4 protein-coding genes are annotated in these 2,573 nt (G+C 62.6%); all 4 read right to left on the reverse strand.

Going from position 1 to position 2,573, the window contains the following annotated elements:
• Nucleotides 1-203: 203 nt before the first annotated feature.
• The 4 genes from R3217_10660 to prmC all read right to left on the reverse strand — a co-directional run bounded on the left by R3217_10660 (nucleotide 204) and on the right by prmC (nucleotide 2,262).
• Nucleotides 204-617: a hypothetical protein gene (locus tag R3217_10660; GenBank protein MDX1455904.1), complete on the reverse strand. Its 414-nt coding sequence runs from the start codon at nucleotides 615-617 to the stop codon at nucleotides 204-206.
• 90 nt (nucleotides 618-707) lie between these two features.
• A complete protein-coding gene (locus R3217_10665) occupies nucleotides 708-1,193 on the reverse strand; it encodes a hypothetical protein (protein ID MDX1455905.1) in 486 nt (161 codons plus the stop codon).
• Nucleotides 1,174-1,410: a DUF2007 domain-containing protein gene (locus R3217_10670; GenBank protein MDX1455906.1), complete on the reverse strand. Its 237-nt coding sequence runs from the start codon at nucleotides 1,408-1,410 to the stop codon at nucleotides 1,174-1,176. Before R3217_10670 ends, R3217_10665 begins: the two co-directional genes overlap by 20 nt.
• A gap of 27 nt (nucleotides 1,411-1,437) precedes the next feature.
• The gene (prmC, locus tag R3217_10675; GenBank protein ID MDX1455907.1) at nucleotides 1,438-2,262 is read right to left on the reverse strand and encodes a peptide chain release factor N(5)-glutamine methyltransferase; all 825 of its coding nucleotides are present in this window, start codon (nucleotides 2,260-2,262) and stop codon (nucleotides 1,438-1,440) included.
• Nucleotides 2,263-2,573: the final 311 nt, after the last annotated feature.

Genomic DNA, 2,573 nt, shown 5'->3' on the forward strand with positions numbered 1-2,573 from the left:
CGTTCAAGCCGCCTTTCGCCGCCACTGCCGATGCCCACGCGGTAGCGCATTCGCCCCAGCGAGATGCGCGCACTCAGCACGATCAGCTTGATGCCGAAGAGGCCGGCATAGAGTGCAGTGATGGGTGTTTCCATGCGCGTGTCTTCCTGAAAGCCTGTCTGGTCAGGTCATCGTTGCCTGCAAGAGCGTCCTGTCACGTGCGATCAGTGGAAGGCAATGGCCTTGAGAATGTCGTGCACCGCCTTGTCTTCCTGGTGCTTGTCCGCGACATCGCAGGCGTAGGTCACGTAGAAAAACAGTTCGTCAAAAGCCAGGTACCACTCGCGAACGAATTCGGGACCGTCTTCGCCGTCTTCTTCGAATTCGAATTGCAGGCCCTGGAATTCACCAATGCGCACACGCTTGAAGGGAATGTCCTGCTCGATCAGGTCCTCGGCGAAGTATTCGAGGTCTTCCTCGTCGATCAGGCCGTCGTCCTTCTCGGTAACCGTGATCTGCAGCTCTCCGACCCCGTCGGGATCGAACAGGACCACGCCTTCCTCGGCGTCGTCACTGGCCTCGCCCTGCCAGCCCTCGGGCAGGTGGGTTGTCCACAGGTCGGTTTCGAAATGATTCAAGATGTTTCCCCGGTGATGGTGCGATCGTGACTGAAGAATGAAAGGCAGGCCTGGCCCGCTCGCAAAGTCTAGCACGCTGTCCGTGACTGCTCAGAAAATAAGGTTGCCTGCAGAGGCCTGTTCCCAGCGCGAGCTCAGGATGGTGAAACTGTCACCATCCTCGGCCAGTTCGAGCGTCAGCTTGTGCATGTTGGTGCGCGGCAGGTTGGCTGCCGTTTCTTCGGTAAACGGCCGTCTCGCCATGGCGAGGTAGACGGTCACGATGGGGTAGGACGGCGAGCTGACATCGATGCTTTCGATGCGGGTCAGCAGGTGTACCGACTTGTTGCGCAGGTAAAAGGCCCGCAGGATACCGGCGGCCTTCAGCTTGTCGTTGCCCCGCTCGTCCTGGTAGTCACCGTCGATGAGATCGACCAGCTCGGTCCATTCCCGGTTCTCGGCCAGGTTCTCGAAATGTGCAACGAAATCTCGCACACGCTGCTCCGGCGGTGTGGGTTCGCCGCAACCGACCAGCAGGCAGCATGCCACCAGCAGGGCGAAGCGGGCTTGGCGTCGCTCAGGCCTCGAATTCGCCATCGGGCGCTTCACCGGTTTCATACTCGTGGATGATGGCGCGGGCGGCCCGCTCGTGCTCGGGAGCGACGCGCACCTCGCAGCAGCCGAATGCCGGCAATTCGCCGACCCCGCCCTGCAGGAAATCACCGGCGACCATGGCAGCGATGCCGTTGGCCTCCAGCAGGCCTTTCACCAGGTGGGCTTCAATGCTGTGGCTGGCGGAAAACACTCGTTTCATCGGCCCGCCTCCGGTTGACTGGCTGGCTCACTGCAACGGGCGCCGCGCCAGGGTGACGCGGTCGTTGCTGCCAAGGTCCTGGATACACCGTATGTCTTCAAGCCCTTGATTGGCAAGCAGTTCGGCCAGCGCATCCGCCTGGTCATGGCCATGTTCGAGCAACAGCCAGCCGCCAGGCTCGAGATGCTGGTCCAGGCCGGTGAGAATGTCCCGGTAGGCATCCAGCCCATCATCGCCAGCCACCAGGGCTTCGCGGGGTTCGAAACGCAGGTCGCCTCGTTCGAGGTGTGGATCGTCGACCCTTATATACGGCGGGTTGCTGACGACGATATCGAAGCGCTGCTGGCCGAGGCCGCTCCACCAGTCACTTTCAAGGAAGACGACATTGTCGATGCTGTTGATGCGGGCATTGTCGGTTGCCACGCGCAGGGCACCCGGCGAGGCATCGATGGCGGTGACCTCGGCGAAAGGGCGCTCGCTGGCAAGCGCCAGGGCGATGGCGCCGCTGCCACAGCCAAGGTCCACGATCCGGCAGCGCTCGCTGCCGGGGATTTTTTCCAGTGCGGCTTCCACCAGTTGCTCGGTGTCGGGACGGGGAATGAGGGTCTCCGGCGTGACCGCCAGGGTCAGGCTCCAGAACTCGCGATGACCGAGCAGGTAGGCAATTGGCTCGCCGAGGCAACGGCGAGCCACCAGGGCCTCGAAGCGTTCGACCTCGGACGGGGGGATCTTGCGGTCCGGCCAGGCGCGGAAATGACTGCGCGGCCGCTCCATCACCTCCGCCAGCAACAGCTCGGCATCCAGCGCCGGGGTGTCGGAGATGCTGGCAATCTCGGTGGCGGCGGCGTCCAGGTGCTGCCTGAGTGTCGTGTCGTTGTTGGTCACGGGATTCTTGTCCAATTTCCTGTCCGGCTTGTGCGGGGCGGCAGCGCCGTTGGGTCACGGGCCGGCTTGCCGTAGAATACCGCAGCTTGAGCCACCATCACGAGCCGACCCGTTGATCGACAGGGATCGACGTGGGGCTTGGCCATACACCGCCAGCGTGGAGCTGCAATGACCATCTACAAGAACGTGCTCGACATGATCGGCAACACCCCGATGATCGAGTTCAGCCATCTCGATACCGGGCCCTGCACGCTGTACGCCAAGCTGGAGCTGGCCAA

This window comes from Gammaproteobacteria bacterium (assembly GCA_033720895.1).
Taxonomy (GTDB): domain Bacteria; phylum Pseudomonadota; class Gammaproteobacteria; order Natronospirales; family JAJUFS01; genus JAWWBS01.

What these genes read in the sequence shown, in the direction of transcription:
- R3217_10665 (MDX1455905.1), bottom strand. Translation starts at nt 1,193, where the DNA reads ATGGCGAATTCGAGGCCTGAGCGACGCCAAGCCCGCTTCGCCCTGCTG.
- R3217_10670 (MDX1455906.1), bottom strand. Translation starts at nt 1,410, where the DNA reads ATGAAACGAGTGTTTTCCGCCAGCCACAGCATTGAAGCCCACCTGGTG.